At 33.7% G+C, this 22,827-nt stretch carries 21 protein-coding genes and 2 pseudogenes; 15 read left to right on the forward strand and 8 right to left on the reverse strand.

The features are described 5' to 3' along the window. Nucleotides 1-6: 6 nt before the first annotated feature. Entirely contained in the window at nt 7-522 is a 516-nt protein-coding gene (locus ACJDUG_RS10000; protein WP_406769755.1) for a DUF2127 domain-containing protein, read from the reverse strand. A 353-nt stretch (nt 523-875) separates the two neighbouring features. Continuing rightward, nucleotides 876-1,883, reverse strand: coding sequence for a PLL family lectin (locus tag ACJDUG_RS10005; RefSeq protein ID WP_406769756.1), 1,008 nt, complete (start codon nt 1,881-1,883; stop codon nt 876-878). Nucleotides 1,884-2,084: 201 nt separating this feature from the next. Between ACJDUG_RS10005 and ACJDUG_RS10010 the strand changes: the two genes are divergently transcribed. Together ACJDUG_RS10010 and ACJDUG_RS10015 are read left to right on the forward strand one after the other, a co-directional pair. Beyond that, nucleotides 2,085-2,681 (forward strand): hypothetical protein, encoded by a 597-nt coding sequence (locus ACJDUG_RS10010; RefSeq protein ID WP_406769757.1) that lies wholly within the window; start codon nt 2,085-2,087, stop codon nt 2,679-2,681. A gap of 217 nt (nt 2,682-2,898) precedes the next feature. Then, on the forward strand, nt 2,899-4,290 hold the full coding sequence (locus tag ACJDUG_RS10015) for a Na+/H+ antiporter NhaC family protein (RefSeq protein ID WP_406769758.1): 1,392 nt from the start codon (nt 2,899-2,901) through the stop codon (nt 4,288-4,290). Between the two features lie 144 nt (nt 4,291-4,434). Here the strand turns inward: ACJDUG_RS10015 and ACJDUG_RS10020 are convergent, their stop codons facing one another. Genes ACJDUG_RS10020 through ACJDUG_RS10030 form a run of 3 tightly spaced genes read right to left on the reverse strand, consistent with a single transcriptional unit; the run spans nt 4,435 to nt 6,564 of the window. Then, nucleotides 4,435-4,812: a VOC family protein gene (locus ACJDUG_RS10020; protein ID WP_406769759.1), complete on the reverse strand. Its 378-nt coding sequence runs from the start codon at nt 4,810-4,812 to the stop codon at nt 4,435-4,437. Between the two features lie 38 nt (nt 4,813-4,850). After that, complete coding sequence (locus ACJDUG_RS10025) at nt 4,851-5,768, reverse strand: DUF7916 family protein (RefSeq protein ID WP_406769760.1); 918 nt, start codon at nt 5,766-5,768, stop codon at nt 4,851-4,853. 34 nt (nt 5,769-5,802) lie between these two features. After that, on the reverse strand, nt 5,803-6,564 hold the full coding sequence (locus tag ACJDUG_RS10030; RefSeq protein ID WP_406769761.1) for a DeoR/GlpR family DNA-binding transcription regulator: 762 nt from the start codon (nt 6,562-6,564) through the stop codon (nt 5,803-5,805). 286 nt (nt 6,565-6,850) lie between these two features. Between ACJDUG_RS10030 and ACJDUG_RS10035 the strand changes: the two genes are divergently transcribed. Continuing rightward, complete coding sequence (locus ACJDUG_RS10035) at nt 6,851-7,654, forward strand: Cof-type HAD-IIB family hydrolase (protein ID WP_406769762.1); 804 nt, start codon at nt 6,851-6,853, stop codon at nt 7,652-7,654. A gap of 106 nt (nt 7,655-7,760) precedes the next feature. Then, nucleotides 7,761-8,303 carry a GNAT family N-acetyltransferase gene (locus ACJDUG_RS10040; protein ID WP_406769763.1) on the forward strand — a complete coding sequence of 181 codons (543 nt, stop codon included), beginning with the start codon at nt 7,761-7,763 and terminating at the stop codon, nt 8,301-8,303. An 83-nt stretch (nt 8,304-8,386) separates the two neighbouring features. Here the strand turns inward: ACJDUG_RS10040 and ACJDUG_RS10045 are convergent, their stop codons facing one another. Further along, nucleotides 8,387-8,611 carry a hypothetical protein gene (locus ACJDUG_RS10045; protein ID WP_406769764.1) on the reverse strand — a complete coding sequence of 75 codons (225 nt, stop codon included), beginning with the start codon at nt 8,609-8,611 and terminating at the stop codon, nt 8,387-8,389. Between the two features lie 202 nt (nt 8,612-8,813). Here ACJDUG_RS10045 and rfbA point away from each other — a divergent pair, with 202 nt between their 5' ends. From rfbA to ACJDUG_RS10070, 5 genes are all read left to right on the forward strand, one after another. After that, nucleotides 8,814-9,683: a glucose-1-phosphate thymidylyltransferase RfbA gene (rfbA, locus tag ACJDUG_RS10050; protein WP_406769765.1), complete on the forward strand. Its 870-nt coding sequence runs from the start codon at nt 8,814-8,816 to the stop codon at nt 9,681-9,683. A 5-nt stretch (nt 9,684-9,688) separates the two neighbouring features. Next, a complete protein-coding gene (gene rfbD / locus ACJDUG_RS10055) occupies nt 9,689-10,570 on the forward strand; it encodes a dTDP-4-dehydrorhamnose reductase (RefSeq protein WP_406769766.1) in 882 nt (293 codons plus the stop codon). A 57-nt stretch (nt 10,571-10,627) separates the two neighbouring features. Next, complete coding sequence (gene rfbB / locus ACJDUG_RS10060; RefSeq protein WP_406769767.1) at nt 10,628-11,683, forward strand: dTDP-glucose 4,6-dehydratase; 1,056 nt, start codon at nt 10,628-10,630, stop codon at nt 11,681-11,683. 3 nt (nt 11,684-11,686) lie between these two features. Then, nucleotides 11,687-12,235 carry a dTDP-4-dehydrorhamnose 3,5-epimerase gene (gene rfbC / locus ACJDUG_RS10065; protein ID WP_406769768.1) on the forward strand — a complete coding sequence of 183 codons (549 nt, stop codon included), beginning with the start codon at nt 11,687-11,689 and terminating at the stop codon, nt 12,233-12,235. Between the two features lie 226 nt (nt 12,236-12,461). Further along, complete coding sequence (locus tag ACJDUG_RS10070) at nt 12,462-13,319, forward strand: hypothetical protein (protein ID WP_406769769.1); 858 nt, start codon at nt 12,462-12,464, stop codon at nt 13,317-13,319. Nucleotides 13,320-13,350: 31 nt separating this feature from the next. Here ACJDUG_RS10070 and ACJDUG_RS10075 read toward each other — a convergent pair whose 3' ends face one another. Beyond that, entirely contained in the window at nt 13,351-13,722 is a 372-nt protein-coding gene (locus ACJDUG_RS10075) for a pyridoxamine 5'-phosphate oxidase family protein (protein WP_406769770.1), read from the reverse strand. A gap of 191 nt (nt 13,723-13,913) precedes the next feature. On the opposite strand from ACJDUG_RS10075, the gene ACJDUG_RS10080 reads away from it, so the two are divergent. Then, nucleotides 13,914-14,417: an Rrf2 family transcriptional regulator gene (locus tag ACJDUG_RS10080; RefSeq protein ID WP_406769771.1), complete on the forward strand. Its 504-nt coding sequence runs from the start codon at nt 13,914-13,916 to the stop codon at nt 14,415-14,417. Nucleotides 14,418-14,614: 197 nt separating this feature from the next. On the opposite strand, the gene ACJDUG_RS10085 is transcribed toward ACJDUG_RS10080, so the two are convergent. Continuing rightward, entirely contained in the window at nt 14,615-14,746 is a 132-nt protein-coding gene (locus tag ACJDUG_RS10085) for a hypothetical protein (RefSeq protein WP_406769772.1), read from the reverse strand. Nucleotides 14,747-14,986: 240 nt separating this feature from the next. Here ACJDUG_RS10085 and dnaE (ACJDUG_RS10090) point away from each other — a divergent pair. From dnaE (ACJDUG_RS10090) to pyk, 5 genes and pseudogenes are all read left to right on the forward strand, one after another. After that, a pseudogene (gene dnaE, locus ACJDUG_RS10090) lies at nt 14,987-16,156 on the forward strand (DNA polymerase III subunit alpha); the annotation flags it as partial. Between the two features lie 728 nt (nt 16,157-16,884). After that, nucleotides 16,885-18,000, forward strand: a pseudogene (gene dnaE / locus ACJDUG_RS10095) (DNA polymerase III subunit alpha); the annotation flags it as partial. 347 nt (nt 18,001-18,347) lie between these two features. Further along, nucleotides 18,348-19,568 carry a helix-hairpin-helix domain-containing protein gene (locus ACJDUG_RS10100; RefSeq protein WP_406769773.1) on the forward strand — a complete coding sequence of 407 codons (1,221 nt, stop codon included), beginning with the start codon at nt 18,348-18,350 and terminating at the stop codon, nt 19,566-19,568. A 309-nt stretch (nt 19,569-19,877) separates the two neighbouring features. Continuing rightward, nucleotides 19,878-20,837 (forward strand): 6-phosphofructokinase, encoded by a 960-nt coding sequence (pfkA, locus tag ACJDUG_RS10105; protein ID WP_406769774.1) that lies wholly within the window; start codon nt 19,878-19,880, stop codon nt 20,835-20,837. Nucleotides 20,838-20,954: 117 nt separating this feature from the next. Then, complete coding sequence (gene pyk, locus ACJDUG_RS10110) at nt 20,955-22,712, forward strand: pyruvate kinase (protein ID WP_406769775.1); 1,758 nt, start codon at nt 20,955-20,957, stop codon at nt 22,710-22,712. Nucleotides 22,713-22,827 lie beyond the last annotated feature (115 nt).

Here is a 22,827-nt window from a genome sequence, read left to right on the forward strand (position 1 = left end):
GAGGCCTTATAAAGTAAATTCACTTTTCATTCTTTTATATTCTATGTAAGTTAAAAAAATCATGATAATATCAAAAATTGTAAGGACAATTAGAAAAGCTGAATGATCAATTGTATAACGATAAATTTGATAAACAATAAATAAAATAAATGAAACGATAGTTAGGGGATAGGCCCAAATATTTCTTTTCCATAACAAAACAATAAGAATAAATTTAACCAGACCATGAGAAATTAAATAGAACACTCCAAAATTTTGCGAACTAATAGAAAAGTTAGAACTCATTTTAATCATTAAATTAGAAATTACATCATTTGGGTCTTCAGATAATTCGTGCTGCGTTAGTAAAACAACTAATTTGTTAAGTGATGCCGGGGTAAAAAAATTTAATAAGATCCCTCCTATTATTTCTAAAACTCCATCAATGGCTTTAAGTAAAATTCCAATTTCAAAACTTTTATGAATTACATCATTGTTCATATGTTTAGCTGTAACTTTTCTGTTTTCATTTTTTACTGACATTTGTTTTCTCCTTGCTTATAAAAATTCATTATGTTCTCTTTATTAAGAAACACCAATCTATTTATATATTTTAATACTTTTTTATTATGTAATACTAATTTATTATATATTTTAATACAGATTCATTAGATTAAGGTTAATAAATCATTAAAAATTTATATATTTCTAACAATATTCTAAAACTCAAATGTAGTATGCAAAAACCTCCCATAGGATATTTTGCTGCCTCAATTGGCTGCACAAGTACTGATATATTAGTTAAATTATAACATATGTAAAAATATATGTATTAAGTTGCACAAATAAAAAACTGGCAGAGGGAGTCGTCCCTCTGTCAGTTTCAGTCTTTGAAGCTAGTCTCTCCATATATGCCACATAGCATTGTCACTACCTCTTGCAAACACATCAGTTCTATTAGGTCCCCAAGATATTGCAGCTGGGTCTGAGGTTATATTTCCTCCAAGACTACTCCAGCTACTCCAGCGAGAACCATCCCAAGACCTGGTGATTACTTGGTTGTTTCGATCCCTAGCAAATACTTCAAGTCTATTTGGGCCTCTAGAAGAAACTGCAGGACCTGAAGTTAAGAACCCACCAAGATCTTGCCATCTACTCCAGCTGGTTCCATTCCACCATATGTGAATGAGCTGATTGTTTTGACCGCGAGCAAATACATCAATTCTATTGTTTTCTGAGGAAACAGCAGCAGGGGCAGAGGATAATCTCCCAGCTATACGTATCCAATTACTCCATCGTAAGCCATTCCAATATCTATGCCATAGGGCATTGTCCACACCTCTTACAAAAGTATCCAGCCTGTTAGGAGCCCATGAAGAAACAGCAGGAGAAGAGGTTAAGTTTCCTCCAAGAAATTCCCATCTGCTCCAACGAGAGCCGTTCCAGAAAATATGCCACATAGCATTGTCCCTGCCTCTGCCAAATACATCAATTCTATTGTTTCCCCAGGAAACAGCAGCAGGGGCAGAAGTTAATATTCCGCCAAGATTTACAAAGCCATTCCAGTGCGAACCATCCCACCATTTGTGATATAAAGCACTATCAGTTCCCGTGGAAAAAGTATCAAGTCTGTTAGGTGCCCATGAAGAAGCACCTGGCGCAAAAGCTAAAACACCACCAAGGCTCTGCCAGCTGCTCCATCTGCTGCTTAAGGTAGTTGAATCATTCATGCTGCCAGTATCTGAATCACCATTTACAACTTCTTCTACATCTTCGTTATAAGATGGATCAAAATCTTCAGGATCATCATATGCATCAAAGTACTCAGAATTTCTAAGCTCCCCATCTAAAAAAGAGCAAGTAGCTTCAGGTGAGTAATAAGGGCAATAAAAATTATTATACATTTAAACCTCCTGTGGTTTTTGCTATAGATAAAAATCCTTATCACATTCATTTTATGGTTAGCTGTAAAACATGTTACAGAAATAGTATCACTTTCCGTTTAATTCCATAAAATATTATGGATAGTAATAATATGACAAAGGAAATTACTTGTAATTATCTGGTTACTTTCTATATAAAAGCAATAATTTATGAGGTGAGATATGGAAAATTTAAGCATTTCAAACAAAGGGAATGAAGCTTTACGGAATGAAAATGTTATTAGGGTTAGAGATAGTAGAATTACAAGAATTTATACAAATGAAGGGGTAGGATATGTAACAATATCTTATGCAGCTGTAGGTCCAAATAACATGCTTCATAATTATCGTGTTACATTGGTAATAGGGCCTAATACAATAATACTAAGTCCATATGGAGACAATTTTTCATTTAATAATTTGAGAGTAGGGATGATAGTAGATGCTGATTTTTCAACTAAAATGACAAAAAGCATTCCACCACAGTCAGAGGCTTTTAAGATAGTTGTCAGTTATAAAAATTGGCCTTTTAATTCTAAAACTGATAGAGTATTGGAGGTTGATGTCAACAATAGATATCTTTATACCGGTTTTGCTGACGATATATATAGTCAAATGCGATTTCTCATAACTAATTCAACACTAATTTTGGATAGAAGGGGAAATAGAATAAGTTTACGAGATATCAGGGCAGGTCAGATGGTAAGAATAGATTTTGCAACCTTTATGACACTTAGCTTTCCGCCACAAACTACAGCGTTTTTCATCCAGGTCCTATAAATTAATCAATAAAAAAAATGTCGATAGATACATTCTATCGGCATTTTTTAGGTAACGAAAGTGTATACGTATTATACTTCTTCTATATTTTTATATGATATTATATAATTAAGATGTTACTGTTCGTTTAACTTATGATGCTGCAGCTTGTGGCATTAGCTGAAATACTACAAAAATGAGGCATGGGGACTTTCACTTACCACATAGGGGGATTTATATGAAAGAAAATAAAGTTTCTGATAGAAATATATATATAATTTTGATTCTTACACTTATTTCAATAATTAGCTGTATTATATTTAAAATATTCTTATTTTATGGCTTTCTTGCTAGTATTGCTGTTACTTCACTTATACTTATAAAAAGTGGATTTTCAATAATTGAAATATTAAAAATGATTAAAAAAGGCAATGCTGAATGTGCATCACTATTTATTTTAGTTGCATTAATTGGGGCCATGATCTCTATATGGATGACCTCAGGGGTTGTGCCAACAATGTTGTTCTATGGACTAAAATATATGCAGGGTACTAATTTCTTATTTGCAGCTTTTATTCTAACCTCCATAGTTGCAATTTTTATGGGAACGGCAATAGGAACTGTAAGCAGTGTGGGCATTGCTCTGCTAGGACTTTCCAGGGTATTTGGAATACCTGACTATATTCTTATGGGAGCTATAGTGTCAGGTGCATTTGTAGCAGACAAGATATCACCAATATCAAGTCTTTTTAACCTTACACTTGAAACTGTGCAAGTAGGCAGTAAAAAAACACTGCTCTCCATGCTCAAGACCTTTCTCCCAACTTATTTTTTAACGGCTCTTATATATTATTTTTTAGGGAAAAAGTATACTGCAGTACTTGTAAATTCAAATATAGATAATTTTACCACAGCAATAAGCAGAAGCTTTGTAATATCTCCCTTTGTATTATTGCTGCCATTAGGTATTATAATAATGTCCTTTCTAGGAGTGAGAATGGTAAAGGCAGTGGCTTTTACATTAGCAATTGGAATAGCTGTCTCTATAGGTCTTCAGAAGGGAAACTTTTATGCAGTTATGACCGCAGTATTTAGTGGATATAAGGCTGCAACTGATTCTGCTGTATTAAACACTGTTTTAGTCAGCGGCGGCGTACGTTCTATGTTAGACATACTCCTTATAATGGCTGGTGCAATAGGTCTAAGCAGCATATTTCAAGAATCTGGTCTAATACTTCCTTTAATTAATAGGCTTACAGGAAGTATTAAAACGAAGGAAGGGCTTATTATTAAAACAGGGCTTATAAGCAGCATTATGACCTTAATAAGTGATGAAACTATAGGCATTATTCTTCCTGGAAAGCTTTTAAGCTATAAATATAGTGAATTAGGAATTGAGAATACAACCTTAGCTAGAACAATTGCAGATACAGGAACAATTATATCCCCCCTTATTCCCTGGAATGTAAATTCAATATTTATAGTTATTACAACAGGTATTCCAACTTTAGCCTATGGACCTTATTCCCTACTATGCTATTTGTCACCTTTAATAACTGTAATTTTTGCCTATATGAGTAGACTCTTCATTAGAAAACAGGTAGAAGAGCTGGAAAGTTCAAGAATATAATGGACATGTTTTTAAGATTATTGAATTTTTAATAGTGATGTGCTTATTAATTGAATGGTTATTCTTTAAGGAATTATAAAAAAATAGGTGCTGGCGTGAAATATAGTTTATTTTTACACCAGCACCTAAATTACAAAAGTTTCTCTATTTTTTAGCTTCACCAGCTTGAGGCTTTAGCTCAATTAAATAAAGTAAATTGCCGTCAGGATCATTAAAATAAGCAAATCTAGTTGTTTCGGAATCCATGAAACGCTGAAATTTAATACCTTTGGATTTTAGAAGCTCAACTTCAGAATTTAACTTTTCTACTTCAAACCCAATAGAGATACTCTCTGAAAGCTCATGATGCAGGTTATCTGCTCCCTTAGGATGTATTATCCAAATTGTTAGTCCTGGTGCCTCAATCTGAGCCAAATGTCCTTCTATCTGAAATTGCAAATTTAATCCTAAGGTCTCTACATAAAATTTTACTGCCTTTTTAAAATCTGCTGCTTCTATTGTTGTATTTGCACTTTTAAACATTATTGTGCCTCCTTTTCATAGAAATGATATTAAAGAACTTATCTATTAATTGATCTTGCCATCCTGTTAAAAGTATGTCTTTTTCCTCTTATTGCTATACTATAATTCATAATATTTTCCGGTGGAGCAGCTTTACTGCCGGCATCACCTATATGATGCATATCTGTGCCAGTCATTTTGCACATAAGGGCAATTTGCTTTAAGGTTTCAGAGTCGGCATCTTCCTGTGAGGTTCCTATTGCAGTCAAGGTAAGAGCACCAAGGCTATGAGCATAAGTTACCAGTTCCCTAACATATTCCATGGTAATGCCAGGCACAGTACCAGGTGCAGGCAGTAAAATTATATTTGCACCAGCATTAACAAATTCCATTATATCTTCTTTTGTAATAATATTTTCCCCGGCCTCCTTTAGGGAACCAGCCGCATGCATTTTTCCCGCAGCTAAAATTATCTTATCTCCTAAAGCTGCACTAATGCTTTTTAATGAACTAACAATTGCCTTGTTAGATACCCCAGTACCTGGGTTTCCAGTTAGAAGAAGCATATCAGCACCTAATTTATTAGCCGTTACTGCAGCATCAACAGTTGCAAGTCTCCCTTTAGATATTTTGGAAATCTCCCCAATTGTCTCTTGCTCATTATCTACAGGTTCTAAATTAATGCCAATTAATCTTCCGGTTAGCCTTTTTATTTCTTTAATTATCTCCTCTTTATCAACAATTGGAATTCCATGAAAAACAGGATCATAAACGTCAAACACATTTAATAATAAAATATCTGCACCAAAGGCAGCAGAATATTCTGCCGAGCTAATAGGGGAAAAGACATGATCAAATACTCCAATTATTTCTGAAACTAACACTCTGCCTTCACTTGCCTCAATTGCTTGTAAAATATCTGTTTTGCTCATCTTAATAAAATCAGAAGCACTGCAATCTAATAAACGTTTTGTCATAATTAAACCTCCATCCATAATTTGATATTTAGAATTATATTAGTTTAACATCTAGTCTCTTTATATGTTCTTTTATTTCCTCGGTAATTTCCGAGTCAGTAATTACTGCATCAAAATCTTCTAAGGAAGCAAAGTTATAGGTACAATCTAAATTAAATTTTTCTTTTTCTACAAGTAAAAATACTTCTTTACTATTTTTAACTATAAGTTCTTTAATATTACCATCCTCTGAGGTGGCGGTTCCTACACTGCTTGAATTTAAATTCACACCTGAGCTTCCTAAAAAACCTTTATTGAAGTAATATTTTGATACTCCTTTAATTACCTCTGAACCAATAACTCCACCGGATTTATTATCGTACATCCCGCCAATACAAATTAACTTTACTGTTTCATTATCATAAAAAAGTGGGGTTATTATAACCATGTTAGTTATTAAAGTCAGCTTTTTAGTACTGCCAGCTATTAACTGAGCTAATAGATCGTTTATACTAGAGGCTTCTATAAAAATAACGTCCCCATCTTCAATTAAATCAAAGGCTTTCCTGGAAATTATCTCTTTGCTGTTTAAGCTTACATTCATTCTAGCAGTTATAGGGCTGCTTTTAGAAAACTCTCTATTAAGAATAGCCCCGCCATAGGTCCTTTTTAAAGCTCCTTCTTTTTCTAATTTTTGAAGATCCTTTCTTATCATCCCTTCAGTAACCTTAAAGATTTCACTTAAATCTTTTACATTTACTCTGCCATTTTTATTAAGTATATTTAAAATCTGTTCATGTCTTTCTTCTATAAACATTTGATACCTCTTCATTATCATTTAGTATTATTTCTTCTTATTATTATAACATTATTATCAAATTAATAAAATACCTTGAAAAATAATTATAAATGATATACAATGATATTAAATATTAATAAATGATAATAAATATTCATAACTTTATAAATTTTAAGAGATATATAATTTAGCGTAATAGGATTAGACCTAGCGTTATTTATTATATTCTAGGCACCTTCAAAAGAGCGTATAGCTGTTTTGAAGGTGCCTAATTAATGCAGAAGTGGAAAGACGGGGGATTTAAATGTATAAACTTTTAGCAGTTGATATGGATGGTACATTATTAAATAGTGATAAAATTATTTCAAATACCAATAAAGAAGCAATTAAAAATGCAATAAAAAAGGGTACAAAGGTTGTTATAACCTCTGGAAGAGGACTAAAGGGTTTAGAAAAATATCTAAAGGAAGTAAATTTAACAGGAGAAAATCAGTACTTAATTGGAAATAATGGCGGCACAATATACAGAACAAGTGATTTTAAATGTATTGCCTATAAAGGATTAAGAGGCAAGGACTTTAAAAAAATTCATTCAATGAGCAGGAAATATGGGTTCAATATGATCGGCTATACTCATGAGGGTGTTATAACGGCGGAAGAAAATGAACTTTCTAGATTTGAAGCAAAATTCTTAGAAACAGCTGTTAAAACAATTAATATTGAAACAGGTATAAATGATGAAGATGAAGTAGCCAAGATAATCCTATCGCAGAAAAGAAAGCTGTTCTTCACAAAGAAGCATGAGCTTCCTGAAAAATTTTTAAGTGATTATAATGTGGTAAAAACCTCGCCCAGAATTTTTGAGGTAATGGATAAAGACTGTAATAAGGGCTATGGTGTTAAAGCTTTAGCAGACAAGCTTGGGATTAAAAAGGAAGAAGTAATATGCATAGGAGATCAGGCTAACGACATTGAAATGATAACCTATGCTGGACTTGGTGTCGCCATGGGAAATGCTATTGAGGAAGTCAAGGCTGCAGCTCAATATATAACTTCAGACAATGATAATGATGGGGTGGCAAAAGCCATAGAAAAATTTATACTGTAGAAATTTATTCATAATCTTGGTAAAGGCAAAGAGTTAGTTTATAATATATATAATTATTAGTTAATCAGTACGTAGCAATGAATTTGTATATAGGAGGTTGAAAAATATGGATCTTACAGGTAACAGAATTTACATTCGTTTTTTAGAAGATTCAGATGCAGAAGCTTTACTGGATCTACATATAAGAAATAGTGAACTGTTTCAGAGATATTCCCCGACTTTTGCTGAGGACTACTACACACTTGATTCAAAACGCGAATATATTATTAAATCAATAAAGCAAAGGGAAGAAGACAAGAGCTATAACTTTGGTATATATTTAAAGGATAATGGGAAATTGATTGGTGATGTAGATCTGTTTAATATAGCTCGAGGTGCTTTACAAAGGTGTCTAATTGGTTATTCATTGGACAAACAATATAATGGGAAAGGGTATACAACGGAAGCAGTTACCTTAGCAGTTGAATTTGCATTTAATGTATTAAAACTGCACCGCATTGATGCGGGCACTATGTTAAACAATATAGGTTCAATGCGAGTATTAGAAAAGGCAGGTTTTCATAGAGAAGGTATAGAGCAAAAAGGTGTAAAGATTAATGGTCAATGGGAAGACCATCAGGTATTTGCTATAATTTCAGATAAAAACTAAACTTTTTTAGTAAGAATGTCCCTTAACAGTAGCAAAATAAAAAACACGCATTAAAGCGTGTTTTTTTGTTAGCAGCAGATTATTTACTTATATTCCACTTTTACCAAAGTAGTGCATGGTACATATATTTCAGATAACATCCTGCGGTTTTCATCATACATAACAATTTTTCTTTTCTCTATAAAATCTGTAGTATCAATAGTTTTTATTATGATGCCGTTTAGTAATGTCTTATCTTCCTCATAAATTCCCTGAGAGTTTTTTTCTCCTATCAATTCAATACTTTTACCAATTCTTTCCTCTTTCAAGCAATTAGTTATATTTTCAAGAATTATATTAAACTTTTTATAATTAATATTATGTACTATTATAACATAAATAACAATATATTCAAATAATTCAGTCGGTGTTATTATGCTTTCTTATAAAAAAATTAATATCATTTTCATTATTAAGCATATATTATATGGAATAATAAAAAGATTTTATTTGAAAGAGAGAGTGCCGCAATTGAAAGGAATTATTTTAGCAGGAGGCTCAGGGACACGCTTATATCCAATAACAAAATCAGTGTCAAAGCAGATACTGCCAATTTACGATAAACCAATGATATATTATCCTTTGTCAGTTTTAATGCTAGCAAAAATAAAAGAAATATTAATAATATCTACTCCAAGAGATGTTACAGTATTTCAAGATTTACTAGGGGATGGAAGCCATTTAGGACTTAACATTGATTATAAAGTTCAAAATGAGCCTAAGGGTTTAGCTGAGTCCTTTTTAATAGGCGAAAAGTTCATTGGAAAGGATAATGTATGTTTAGTGCTGGGAGACAATATTTTTTATGGCTTCGGTTTTTCAGAGAGACTTCAAAATGCAGCAGCAAGAAATGAAGGAGCTACAATTTTTGGGTACCATGTAAGTAATCCTTCAGAATTTGGAGTGGTGGAATTTGATGAGGCGTTTAATGCTCTATCCATTGAAGAAAAGCCATTAGAACCTAAATCAAGCTATGCTGTACCAGGACTTTACTTTTATGACAATGAGGTAATTGAAATTTCAAAGAAGCTTAAGCCATCTGCCCGTGGAGAATTAGAAATAACAGAAATAAATAATGAATATTTAAAAAGAGGTAATCTTAAGGTGGAGTTATTTGGAAGAGGTATGGCTTGGCTTGATACAGGAACCTACAGCGGACTCTTAAATGCAGCAAACTTTGTAGAAGCTATTCAAACAAGACAAGGGCTATACGTAGCCTGCATAGAGGAAATAGCCTATAGGGAAGGCTTTATTAATTGTGAGCAGCTTAAGAAGTTGGCAGAGCCCCTAATGAAAACAGATTATGGCAGGTATTTAATGAAGCTTGTTATGGGTGGTTGATATATATGAAAATATTAATAACAGGAAGCAAAGGACAGCTAGGAACCCAAATGACAAATATGATAAATGCTAAGGAATCGGAGCTTGGAAAAATCAATACAATATATAATGAGGCTGAAGTAAAGGGCATTGATTTAGAGGAGCTTGACATAGCTGATTTAAATGACACACGAAGTATAGTAGTGGATTTTGCACCGAACCTTGTAATTAACTGTGCGGCTTATACTAATGTAGATGGCTGTGAAGCTAATGAAGATGCAGCATTTAAAGCAAATTCCATAGGACCTAGAAATTTAGCAATGGCTTGTGAAGAAATAGAGGCTAAACTTGTACACATATCAACTGATTATGTCTTTTCAGGAAGTGGGTATAGACCATACAGGGAATATGATGCGGCAAATCCAATTAATGTATATGGGAAAACTAAGCTCTTAGGTGAAAGGTATGTGCAGCAGCTCTGCAGTAAATATTTTATAGTAAGAACTTCATGGCTTTACGGCTTAAGCGGAAACAATTTCGTAAAGACCATAATAAAGGCAGCAAATGCAAACAGCAGCTTAAATGTAGTAAACGATCAACGGGGAAATCCTACAAATGCTGAAGACTTAGCCTATCACATACTAAAGTTAGCACTCACAGAAGAATATGGAATCTATCACTGTACAGGTTCTGGAGAATGTTCATGGTATGATTTTGCATGTAAAATTGTAGAATATTTAAAGCTTGACTGTACAATAAAGCCAGTAACTACAGAAGAATATAAAAAAGGAGCTATTAGACCAGTTTTCTCCTCGCTTGATAATATGATGCTTAGATGCACAATTGGGGATGAAATGAGACCTTGGCAGGAAGCCCTTAAAATGTTTACTAATCAATTAAATAAATAGGTGCTAAAACAAGCTAGAAGCTTCATAAATTATAATTAATTAAAATTAGGTGGGGATATGAAAAATTATTTAATAACTGGCGGTGCAGGATTTATTGGATCAAATTTTATCATTTATATGTTAAGTAAATACAAGGATATAAAAGTTATTAATGTAGACAAGCTAACATATGCAGGAAACTTAGAAAATTTAAAAGCCGTAGAGAACAATTCAAACTATAGCTTCCTTCAAGCTGACATTTGTGAGAAGGAAGCCATAAGCAAGATATTTAAAGTTTGGAATATTGACTATGTAATTAATTTTGCAGCAGAATCACATGTGGACAGAAGTATAAAAGAACCTGGCATATTTGCTAAAACTAACGTACTTGGAACAGTAAATCTCTTAAATATTGCTAAGGATAATTGGCAGGAAGGAACTAGTTTTAAAAAGGGCAAGAAATATCTTCAGGTTTCTACAGATGAAGTATATGGTTCACTTGGAGGAACTGGTTACTTTATGGAAGCTACACCACTTAATCCACACAGCCCATATTCTGCAAGTAAAACAGGTGCTGACCTTATGGTAAAGGCCTACTATGATACCTATAAAATGCCTGTAAATATCACTAGGTGTTCAAATAATTATGGTCCTTTCCAATTTCCAGAGAAATTAATTCCATTAGTAATAAATAATTGCCTTAATAAAAAATCCCTCCCTGTATATGGAGATGGATTAAATATAAGAGACTGGCTATATGTAGTAGACCACTGCAGGGCAATTGACATGGTAATAAGAAAGGGAAGTTTAGGAGAAGTTTATAATATTGGTGGTCATAATGAAAGAACTAATATTTATATTGTAAAAACAATTATTGAATATATTAATAAAAATGTAGATAGTGAGGTATCTGAAGACCTTATTAAATATGTTAGGGACAGACTAGGCCATGACAAAAGATACGCCATAGATCCTACTAAAATTAAAGAAGAGCTCGGCTGGTTCCCTGAAACTACCTTCGAAGATGGAATTAGGAAGACAATTAAATGGTATTTGGATAACAAAGCTTGGATGGATAATATAACAAGCGGCGATTATCAAAATTATTATTACAATATGTATGAAGGGAAATAAGCTATGGGTAAGTTTAATATATTAGAAACTTCCATAAAAGGTGTTTATACAATAGAACCTAAGGTTTTCAAAGATAAAAGAGGCTGTTTTTTAGAAACCTACAACTATGAGGATTTTAAAGCAGCGGGGCTTGATATGGTTTTTGTACAGGATAATCAATCAAGCTCCTCAAAGGGAGTTCTTAGGGGGCTGCATTTTCAAAGAAATCATCCTCAAGGAAAGCTGATAAGAGTTATAAAAGGAGAAGTTTTTGATGTGGCTGTAGACCTAAGAAAGGACTCCCAAACTTATGGAAAATGGGTGGGGGTTATTTTAAGTGAAGAGAACAAAAAGCAGTTCTATATACCAGAAGGCTTTGCCCATGGTTTTCTTGTACTGTCAGAGGCTGCTGAGTTTTGCTATAAGTGTACTGAATTTTATCATCCTGAAGATGAAGACGGAATAGCCTGGAACGATCCAGAAATCGGCATTAAATGGCCTATAGGTAATATAAGTGAAATAATTCTATCAGAGAAAGATCAAAAGTGGAAGGGTATGTGCCTGAGAGGCTAATGTGGCATGGGGACGTTTCTCCTGCCACATTAGCATGTCTAGGTATTAAACTAAAGTTAACGAAAATCATCAATTGTAGAGGTGTTAATATTTGGTATGAATAATTTTTTATTGTATAATGGTATAAAGGAGTTGTGGAACATTAGTATGTCCACTGTGGCGATGTTTGGACTACTAAATATTCAGATAGATTAAGATCTTAAAAAATTTTTGGGGGGCTATTATTATGAAAAAAATGTTTACAATCTTATCTTTGGCTATTGTTCTGCTTTTGACAGGATGTACTTCTAAGGCCGTACCAAACTTAAAAGGCGGCTATCAAAGTGATAGAGAAGGTGTTGGCTACGTAATCTTGCTATCTTTTCAACCAGATGACAGCAGCTTCGTAGAATATATTGACAGCAGGGAAGTTGATAGAGGCACTTATAAAAAAACCGAAGATAATTTGTATCAAATAAAAAGCGACAAGCAAGATTTTGAAGTTGCGTTAAATACTAAAAACTCATTTAATATTATAATTAAAAAGCTTAATAATGGGAATCCAATTCAAATGAAGAATATAAGTACTATTCCAGGATATTTTAAAAACCCATATGGTGATGAAGACAAGTATATGGCTTTATTAGAGGACAAAGATAAAACTCAAACTTCTCCGGCAACTGTAGATAATAATAAACCTGCTGCAAAGTCAGGAATTGACTGGAAGTGTGTTTATATTGGTTCATTAGTACAAAAAGGTATGCCTGAAATTAAGAATCAGATAGTATTTAATAATGAAGATGAATGGCGGATATATGCAAATGACAACCTGCCTAACTCCATTGTTGATTCAGTAATTAAGAATGTAAACTGGGATAAGGAAGGCATAGTTGTACTGCAGGATTATCCTCCGAAAGGATACTTTTCTTTTTTATCGCAAGTTTCAGATGTGAAAATTGAAAATGGTAAGTTAAATGTGCAGTATGAAAATAATACAGATACGACAAAAACATATTATGTTAGGTCTCAAGGTTACACTGAAGTTGTTAAGGACATTTATATGATATGCCTAAATAAATCTGACATAGGAAAACTTAAAAAGTAATATACAGATTTATCTAGGTATAATTAAATTATTATAGCGTTTGCTTGCAGGAGGTAACTGTAATTTCTAAGGTTCTAGAAAGAAATGGGCACTTTTCTTTCATTTTGTTAAAGTTATCTCCTTCTTTTAGAAACTTAGCAGTGCCTTCTAGTAAAAAGCCAGTTCCCATGTATCTATAGCCCATTACTTCTCTGCTGCCAAGAGTTAATTTAACCTTTGGATTGGCATTAATATTTTTCTCTGTTACAATCATAGCAGCTGCAGGAATTAAAATTTTATTGTCATCAGTAACAATTAAATAACTGTTCCATGTATTAGCAACATGAGCTTCATTGTTAGCGCAAGTTACGATAGAAACTACACCTTCATGATTCAATACTTCTAAAAATTTTTCTGTTAACATTTCTTATTCCTTCTTTCTTTAAAATATGGACAACCTATATCGTGGATAACTTTTGTCTATATTTAGAGTATAATTCTTTTTATTTATTGTCAATGGAAACATTTTGTAAGAGTATACAATAAGAGTATCTTGAATGAGTATAAATTATAAGATATTATAATTAAAAGATTATATAACAAGGAGCAGGAAAAATGAAATTTTCAATTGGAGTAGAATATGCAATACATTGTTTATTATATATGGTGAATTTGGAAGATGGTAAATCTGTTGGAATACATGACTTAGCTACCTTTCAGGGGATCTCTGAAACTTACTTATCTAAGGTATATGCAAAATTAAGCAAGGCCGGAATTATTAAATCCATACCTGGGGTAAAAGGTGGTTATGCACTAGCTCGAAGCGCAGAAGAAATAACCTTTTGGGATGTTGTTGAGGCAGTAGAAGGAAGTGAACCATTTTTTCAGTGTGCAGAAATTAGGCAAAATAATGTATTATTAGATAAGAACAATTTACCAGATACAGTTACAAAGAGTCCTTGCACAATAAAAGTAGTGATGATGGAAGCGGAAAATGAAATGAGAAAGTATTTGAGCAGCAAGACCTTAGCATGGCTTTACAATGAAGTATATAATAAAATACTTCCAAGTGATGCTGCAAAAGCTACAAGTGAGTGGTTTAGTAATAAAAGAAAGTAAAAGAAGTTACTGAAAAATAATTGCTTAATGGCTGCGAAGATCTATTTGAAATTGATTAAGATTATTTTAATGAATGATGTTGAAAAAGAAAATTATAAGGGAACTCATTTATGATAAGCAAACCTTATAACAGTTTTATTAACTGGTATAAGGTTTGCTTATTATTGTATGGTTCCCTTATTTGCATTTCTATAAAATTAAGACTTAGAAGAAAACAAGTTTTTTATGTAATTACCTAAGTTACTTAAAGCATTGTTTGGTAAGAACTTTCCTGCAATAAATACAAAGGCAACTACAATAAATATGGCTAATATATCTATATAATCCAATCTTTGCACCCCCTAAAATGTAAAATGTCATAAATTATTGGCATCCATATACAATTATATACCTTGGGATGGAAAAAATACAAATAATCGGTATTTATATTTTCAATCTTAATATTACTTACAAGTTGAAAATACTGCAACTTAAATATAAAATAATAGTAATCCTTATAAACAATAATTATTTATAGGACAAATGATTAAATGAGTGCAAAACTCATTGAAAGGATGTGAGATAGATTATTGGAGAAAGAATTTGAAGGGGATTTTGTCCATTTGCATGTGCACACTGGATACAGCCTTTTAGATGGCTCTGGAAAAATTCCTGACATGATTGCACGGGTAAAGGAGCTCGGCATGAAAAGCATAGCCATAACAGACCATGGAACCATGTATGGCTGTGTAGAATTTTATAAAGAAGCCATGGCTCAGGGCATAAAGCCAATTATAGGCTGTGAAACATATGTAGCTGCAAAATCCATGTACGATAAAACAAATAATAAAGAAAATGAAACACATCATTTGGTTTTACTAGTTAAAAATGCTGTTGGCTATCAAAACCTAATGAAGATTGTTTCACAGGCTTCCATTGATGGCTTTTATTATAAGCCAAGGGTTGACCATGATTTTCTAAGGGAGCACAGCGAAGGAATAATAGCTTCCAGTGCATGCCTAGGAGGAGAAGTTCAATCTTATATTCTAAATGGAAACATAAAAAAGGCGAAAGAAACTGCACTTTTATACAAGGATATATTTAAAGATGGCTTTTATTTAGAACTTCAATATCATTATTTAGATGAGCAGCTAAAGGTAAATGAAGAACTGCAAAAGCTTTCCAAGGAGCTGGACATTCCATTAATATGTACCAATGACGTTCACTATATTAATAAAGAAGATGCTAAGGCTCACGACATTCTATTATGCGTTCAGACAGGTAAAACTGTAGAAGATGAAGATAGAATGAGATATCCTTCCACTGAGTTTTACCTAAAGTCACCTGAGGAAATGTATAAGAATTTCTCCTATGTGCCAGAAGCCATAGAAAACACAGTAAAAATAGCTGAAATGTGCAATTTTGATTATGAATTTCATGTTTCCAAGCTCCCTAAATTTCCACTGCCTGAAGAGGTTGATCCCTATATTTACCTAAGAGATACATGTTATAAGGGGTTAGAGGAAAGATATGAGGAAATAACTTCTGAACTTAAAGATAGGCTTGAATATGAGCTTGGAGTTATTAAAAATATGGGTTATGTAGATTATTTTCTTATAGTATGGGATTTTATTAGGTTTGCAAGAGAAAGTGGAATACCGGTTGGCGCAGGTCGTGGTAGTGCTGCAGGTTCGCTGGTTGCTTACACCTTAGGAATTACTAAAATAGATCCTCTTAAGTATGGATTGATTTTCGAGCGTAAAGAGATGCGCTCTTTAAACTGGGTGAATTGCTGGAAAGCTAAACTTGAAAAAGCATGCTAATCAGCAGCCAAGCTTGTGAATGGCATAATAGTACCAAGATGGTTCAGAGACTAGAGGGATGAATAGCCAATTAATAACTCTCTCCAAGAGCGCCCGGTAAGCAAGTATGTATGTTTGAATAAAAAGTCTGTAAATGCAGATAATAAATTCAGAACATATATTCTTGTTTAATGATATAGTCCAATCTGGGTTGGAAGTAACCAACAGATGAAAATGAGGGAAACCTCCAGAGCACAGGATAAAGAGCCTGTGGTTAATAACTAATGTTCTTAAATCCAGATAGAGTATCGATGCCAGATTAAGAATTAATTGTTATAACAATTAATCATAGTCGTGCACTTTAGAAATAATGTGCTTAAAGAGCCCTGAATTGCTGGAAAGTCCTGAGAGCCTTATAAACCAAAGCGAAAGATTGAGATAAATCTAAGCGTAATGGTGGCATGACCATAAAAATTATGAGGATTTAAGTTAGTCAGACTTTACTGGATCACCAGCAGCCAAGTCTTGAAGAGAGAAAGGTCCAACGACTAGTGCATGGGCACGTAGAGGTGAAATTTTTACCTCGAAGCGGGGCAGCCTAAACCGTAAAGGTCGGTAGGTGAAGATATAGTCTATACCCACTGCATAAGCAGTATTAAAGTATCTCGAAAGAGAGGGTAGTTTAGATTGATTCTGACTTCTGTTACGAAAGAAGACAAGAAGTTATAGACTACGTTGTTGATAAATATGGAGTAAACAACGTATCACAGATAATAACCTTTGGAACTATGGCGGCCAGGGCCTGCATCAGAGATGTTGGAAGAGCCATGAACTATTCCTATGCTGAAGTAGACAAAATAGCAAAAATGATTCCAACTATGCTTGGGATAACCATAGACAAGGCATTAACTATAAACCCAGAACTTAAGGCGGCCTATGATGATGACATGAGAGTAATGGAACTTATTGACGTATCTAGATCTCTTGAGGGTCTTCCAAGACATTCAGGAACCCATGCTGCCGGAGTTGTAATAGCCTCTCAGCCCTTAGTAAACTATGTTCCTATGCAGAAAAATGAAGGTAACATTGTTACCCAATTTACCATGGGAACATTAGAAGAGCTTGGACTTTTAAAAATGGATTTTCTGGGCTTAAGAACCTTAACTGTAATGAATGATGCTGTTGAAATGATTAAGCAAAGCAGCGGAACAGAAATAGACTTAGACAAAATAAACTTTGAAGATAAAGAAGTCTATAAAATGGTAGGAGAAGGTAAAACTGTAGGTGTATTTCAGCTGGAATCACCAGGAATGACCTCCTTTATGAAGGATTTAAGGCCAGATAATTTAGAGGATATCATAGCTGGAATAAGTCTTTACAGACCAGGCCCTATGGCTGAAATTCCAAGATATATTGAAAATAAAAGGCATCCTGAAAACATAGAATATATAACTCCAGAACTAGAATCAATTCTTGATGTTACTTACGGAGTTATGATCTATCAGGAAGCTGTTATGGAAATAGTTAGAAAGTTAGCTGGCTATTCCATGGGGAGAGCGGACTTAGTACGCCGTGCTATGTCCAAGAAAAAACACAAGGTCATGGAAGAAGAGAGACACAATTTTATCCATGGCATTGTAGATGATAATGGAAACCTTGAAGTACCAGGCTGTATTCGAAATGGAATAAGCCAAGAGGCAGCCAATAAGATATTTGATCAAATGATGGACTTTGCATCGTATGCTTTTAACAAAAGCCATAAAATATGTGTGGCACCTTACAGTAATGTATGGTTAAAAACTTTTTAAATTGCTGGAAGTCCCTAAAGCTGTTTAAACCACAACATAATTTGTAAAAATAAGTGTGATGGTTAGCGAAAGCTAGAAAAAATTAAACAGATGGTATATGAGGAGATTCTAAATACTGGTTTATATAAAAATAAGCAAATGGGTAATCAGCAGCGAAATTTCTAAAATTAATTCTGTTGTATAATAGGAGGGTGAATTTAGATTCTTACTAAATCAAGCTCTAAACTAGTTTACAATAGGTTATCTTAGAAAGACGTCCAGAGACTATAATAGAAGGTACTAATTTAGTACATGGTATAGTCCAGACCACAACTAATATTATTAGGCTTACGAAAGTAAGAGTGGTAAAGGCAGCAGCCTACGCAGTAGTTGGCTTCCAAACAGCATACCTTATGAGATATTACCCAACAGAGTTTATAGCAGCAATGCTTAATAGTGTCATGGGTATTAGCGAAAAGGTAGCATTTTACATCAGATTTGCTAAAGAACTTGGAATAGAAGTACTTCCGCCTGATATTAATGAAAGCTTCTCCAAGTTTACAGTTAAAGAGGGTAAAATAAGGTTTGGAATGGCTGCTATTAAAAACGTAGGTATGAATGTTATTGATAGCATGGTAAAGTCCAGAATTGAAAAAGGTAAATTTACAAGTTTAACTGATTTTTATAATAAAATTGATGCTGCTCTAGTTAATAAAAGAGCCATAGAAAGCCTTATAAAGGCAGGAGCCTTCGACTGCTTTAAGGTTTACAGATCACAAATGCTTGCAATCTATGAAAAGCTGCTGGATGGTATTCATAGTGAAAAGAGAAGGAATATTGAAGGTCAGCTAAGCCTTTTTAGTGACTTCGCTGAAACTGCAGATGTCTTTGAGGTAAAGTTTCCAAAGATAAAAGAATTTGAGAAAAAATATCTTTTATCTATGGAAAAGGAAATGACTGGTCTTTATATATCCGGTCATCCTCTTGAGGAATATGAAGATACCTTAAATCAATTGACCAATACAAGAATTTCGGAAATTGTTGTAAGCGAGAGTCTTGAAGAAGGTATGGTTCAGGAAGCCTTTAAAATCAGAGACGGTGATAGAGTAGTTATAGGAGGACTTATAGCTGAGGTAAATAAAAAGGTTACTAGGAAAAATGATATGATGGCTTTTATTAGACTAGAAGACATGTATGGTGATATAGAAGTCATAGTTTTTCCAAAAGTTTTTCATGATTTCAAATATCTTTTAGAACCTGACAGCGTGGTTATTATAAGCGGCAGAGTAAGCATTAGGGAAGAAGAACAGCCAAAGCTTTTATGCGAAAGAATAGAACCTCTTGTTAAGCTTTCAATGGAAAAAGTATATGTTTTAATAGAAAATGAAAGACTAAGAAAAGAAGCCTTCGAAAAAATCAAGCCTGTTTTTCAAAAGCATAAAGGAAACCAGATGGTGTATATCTGTACCAAAAAGGAAAGACAAAAATTTAGACTAGACAGTGACTACTGGATTACCTTAGATGATGAAGTATTAGATTTTCTTAAGAAGGAATTTGGAGAAGATAACGTTAAGGTCCAGTAATGTGGCATGGGACGTTTCTTGTGGCACATGCATTCCAATGTGCCGCAAGAAACGTCCCTCTGTTATACTACTCATTATTTGACAAATTACCTTAAATTACATGTTAAAATTCACAATATTAATTGAAATAATCATTTCCATAGTTTAAAATATAATAGGATTAGTAGTATTAATTTTAAAAGCTTAATGGGACATAAATTAGCCATAGTGGTTTAAAAGTGATACAGCTTTCCTTAAAATTATAGTTATTTATTCAGGACCTCACAGTAATAAGGGACACTGAATTTTATATGAGGAGGTTAGGAAATTATGAAGACTATTGGAGTTTTAACAAGTGGTGGAGACGCACCAGGAATGAATGCTGCCATAAGAGCTGTAGTAAGAACAGGACTTGATAAGGGTCTTAGAGTTATGGGTATACAAAGAGGCTACAGCGGGCTTTTAAATGGCGAGATTTTTGAAATGAATAGACACAGCGTTTCTGATATAATCCATAGAGGCGGTACAATGCTTATGACTGCCAGATGTGATGAATTTAAGAAAGAAGAAGTTAGAAAGAAAGCAGCACAGATTTTAAAGGTGTTTGGAATAGATGGACTAGTTGTAATCGGTGGTGATGGGTCCTTTACCGGAGCTAGACTTTTATCTGAACTTGGCGTTAAGACTATAGGAATACCAGGTACAATAGATAATGACTTAGCATATACACAATACACTATCGGCTTTGATACTGCTTTAAACACAGTATTAGATGCAATAAATAAATTAAGAGACACTTCAACTTCTCATGAAAGAATCAGTATCGTTGAGGTTATGGGAAGAAACTGCGGAGACATAGCTTTATATGCTGGTGTTGCAGGCGGTGCAGAAAGTATTATAGTACCTGAAAAGGGCTATGACTTAGATGATATCTGTAAAACTGTTCTAGATGGAAAGCTAAAAGGAAAGCTTCACAATCTTATAATACTTGCTGAAGGAGTTGGCGGTGCCAATGAGCTTGCTGAAAAAATCGAGGATATCACAAGTATAGAAACTAGAGCCACAATTCTAGGACACATTCAAAGGGGAGGAAGCCCTTCTGCCTTTGATAGGATTTTAGCTTCAGAAATGGGAGCTCATGCTGTAGAATTATTAGTGCAAGGAAAAACATCTAGAGTTATAGGGACTAGAGGCGGAGAAATAATAGATTTAGATACTATTGAAGCCTTAAACTGTAAAAGAACCTTTAATGATAAATTATTTAATGTAGCTAGAGTTTTATCATATTAAAAATGCATAACATCAATAATTGTTGTATACTATAGGTGATATACAAGGCGTTAAGATTAATAATTATTATTAATAATTGTTATGTACCACAAAGGAATACAAAGGGGTTTGAGAATTATGAGAAAAACTAAAATTATTTGTACAATTGGCCCTGCAAGTGATAGTAAGGAGACATTGTCTAAGCTTATAGAAGCTGGAATGAATGCATCAAGACACAATTTTTCCCATGGTGACCATGAGGAACATAGGGTAAGAATGGAACTAGTAAAAAGGCTTAGGGAAAAATACAAGAAGTCTATAGCAATAATCTTAGACACAAAGGGACCGGAAATCAGAACGGGTAAGTTTGAGGGCGGTACAGTTGAGCTAAAGGAAGGGGATCCCTTTACTGTAGTTTGCGGTGAGGAGGTATTAGGAAATAGTACTATATGTTCCGTAAGCTATGTAGATTTATACAAGGATGTTAAAATTGGAGACTCTATACTTATTGCTGATGGACTTGTTGGTCTTGAAGTAAATTCTGTAGAGGGTAACAAAATTTATTGTACAGTAAGAAACAGCGGAACACTGGGAAATAATAAAAATGTAAACGTGCCTGGTGTTATCACTACTCTTCCTGCAGTTACAGAAAAGGATATATCTGATCTTAAGTTTGGTATTGAAATGGGTATAGATATAGTTGCAGCTTCCTTTATTAGAAAAGCTGCAGACGTATTACATATGAGAAGGGTTCTTCAGGAAAATGGAGGAGGAGATATACTTATTTTCTCCAAAATTGAAAACCATGAAGGGGTAAACAATATAAATGAAATTATAAAGTTCTCAGATGGCATTATGGTGGCTAGAGGAGATCTTGGAGTTGAAATACCTACAGAGGAAGTTCCTGTAGTTCAAAAAATGATTATAGAAAAATGTAACGAAGCTGGCAAGCCCGTTATTACTGCTACCCAAATGTTAGATTCTATGATTAAGAATCCAAGACCAACAAGAGCAGAGGCATCTGATGTAGCCAATGCAATATTTGATGGCACAGATTCTATTATGCTCAGCGGCGAGACTGCAAACGGCAAGTACCCTGTAGAAACTGTTATGATTATGTCTAAAATTGCCGAGCGTGCAGAAAGAGATCTTAACTATGAGGAAAAGCTTAAAAGAAGAAGAAGAAATCATATTCCAAACGTACCAAATGCAATTAGCCTGGCAACTTGTAATACTGCAATGGATTTAAAGGCTTCAGCAATAATTACTGCTACCCAAAGCGGCCATACAGCAAAGATAGTATCCAAATTTAGACCAGAGTGCCCTATTATAGCTGTTACTCCTTATGATAAGGTAGCAAGAAAGCTGGCTCTTAACTGGGGTGTGTTCCCTATAGTTGCGAAAAAAACAGAGTCAACTGATGAATTAATAGATAAATCAGTAGATATTGCACTTAAAACCGGTTATGTTAAAAAGGGCGATGTTGTAGTAATAGCTGCAGGAATACCAGCCAATTATGTTGGCACTACTAATATGATGAAGGTCCATATAGTTGGTGATATTCTAGTTCAAGGAAAACCTAACGGAACTATTCACGGATATGGAAATGCAAATGTTGTTAAAAACTTTAAAGAGGCTCAGCAAAACATTGATGCAGGTGACATTCTTGTGGTAAAAGAGCTTGATAAAAATTATCTTGAGCTTTTAGATAAGCTTTCAGGTATAGTTACAGAACAGGAAAAAGTGGATTCAGAAATAATTATTGAGTGCATGATAAAGGAAATTCCATTAATATACGGTGCACAAGATGCTGCAGATATAATTAAAACAGGTTCCTTTATTACCATAGATGTAAGAAGAGGAATTATATACAGTGGTAAAGTTAATTTGGTTTAAAAGTTTTTAAAGAATGCTGCTTAGACAGCGTTCTTTTTTTATTTTCTTTTACTTCTATAAGTAATAAGCTATGTGAATGTCATAAAATTAACAATATGTAAATTAAAGGTTGTTA

Origin of the sequence: Candidatus Clostridium stratigraminis (assembly GCF_045310675.1) — a bacterium.
Classification (GTDB): Bacteria; Bacillota; Clostridia; order Clostridiales; family Clostridiaceae; genus Clostridium_AT; species Clostridium_AT stratigraminis.